The 1,468-nt window shown below is 55.6% G+C and carries 2 protein-coding genes; one reads left to right on the forward strand and one right to left on the reverse strand.

Annotation, left to right across the window (positions count from 1 at the left end):
• The first annotated feature begins 99 nt into the window (after nt 1-99).
• Complete coding sequence (locus EPD66_RS23775) at nt 100-396, forward strand: hypothetical protein (RefSeq protein WP_142850978.1); 297 nt, start codon at nt 100-102, stop codon at nt 394-396.
• A 559-nt stretch (nt 397-955) separates the two neighbouring features.
• Here the strand turns inward: EPD66_RS23775 and EPD66_RS23780 are convergent.
• Nucleotides 956-1,468 (reverse strand): DNA adenine methylase (locus EPD66_RS23780; protein ID WP_142851042.1); only part of this gene is annotated, 513 nt, incomplete at its 5' end.

The following is a 1,468-nucleotide window of genomic DNA, read 5'->3' on the forward strand; positions in this document are numbered from 1 at the left end:
GGGTGTCGACGTGGTCGAACAATCGGCTGATAGCGAGTTGGGCGAGTATGACGAGCCCATCTATCTCGCCCGCCTCGGTCGCGTGCCGGAGAGGGATGCATGAGCAAGGGGGACTTTCGCGAGGAGCTGAAGCTCTATGCCGTCGATCACCGGGGCGAACCCTTTGCCTTGATCCTTGCCAAGGACCCGATGGCAGCCGTGCGCAACTCTGCGCCGATGATCAAGTTACTGGCCGACCGACACGCAGATAATGACCACACCCCACCGAAGATCGATCTCCAGGAAGAGATGAAAAGAATGGTGGCCAGGAAGCCGACTACGGCAGAGGGACTGCGTTGGGCGGCAGAGGCCCGGCAGTGGAGCGGTGGAGTAGCGCTGGCCGCTATTCCCTTGTAATCCCCCTACAGCGTTGAGCCGCTGTAGGGGGTGGCATCATGCTATTGTCTCAACAGCCTTATAACCTGCCACAGGTGATAAGCGGCAGCGGCGAGGTGATAGTACACCATCCGCTTAACCTCCTCTGTTGACCACAAAGCTACAGAGTGTTGTTATGGAGTTCCTCTCAACTGGACTGCAGCTTTTGGTCTGGTTGTACTTAGGGATGCAGCCTCGCATCCCGCTGAATGAGCCGGGGATCGGACCCCCGGCTCATTCAAGCTAGCCGCCCATTTACGACACTTCAATAGTATTTTTGGCGCGCATCCAAAACAGTGGAGACGGGCGGTGTATCCAATTTCATGATGCTGGAATTGTATGATGTGTAGGATGCCGTATGGCCTCATTTCATACAAGGAGAGGTGTTGTGATTTTCACAACACAAACTCCGCTCTGGCTATCGTGTTCTGCATTATATCTAGATAGGTAAGTATTTTATTACAAACCTATCTAGATATCCTTCTTTTCACTTTGTAAAAGAGCTTAAGCCTTGCCTTAAAGGGGCGGGCTCTAATTTGCTTCAATTTCCGCTAGTTATGATCAGTTCGCCAACTGGCTTAGACCCACCTTTGCCGCCCACAGTATAGGCGGTTGACACGGGCTCCATCTCCGCCCAGTCAAAGATTTCGCGTATCTGGGGCGTATCATTAATCGAGAGGATGAACCGGCCCGATAGGCGCTGGAGGCAGGCCGAGAGGCGCTCGAAATCGGCGCGACTGAACAGCTCTTTTCCATAGTAGCCCTCGGAGCCCCAATAGGGTGGGTCCAGGTAAAAGAGCGTGCCCGGCCGGTCGTAACGGATAAGGAAAGCCTCGAAGTCGAGACATTCGATCACCACCCCGGCAAGACGTTCATGTAGCTCTTCCAGGCGCGGTCCCAGGGTGTTGAGGTTGAAGCGCCCGGGTCGGGACGGATCAACGCCGAAGGTGCGACCGGCGACCTTGCCGCCATAGGCCAGTTTCTGCAGGTAAAGAAAGCGCGCCGCCCGCTCCAGATCGGTCAGCGTCTCCGCATCGGTCTGCCGCAACTGCTC

It is taken from the genome of Telmatospirillum sp. J64-1 (assembly GCF_006980715.1).
In the GTDB taxonomy this organism is placed as follows: domain Bacteria; phylum Pseudomonadota; class Alphaproteobacteria; order Rhodospirillales; family Magnetospirillaceae; genus Oleiliquidispirillum; species Oleiliquidispirillum nitrogeniifigens.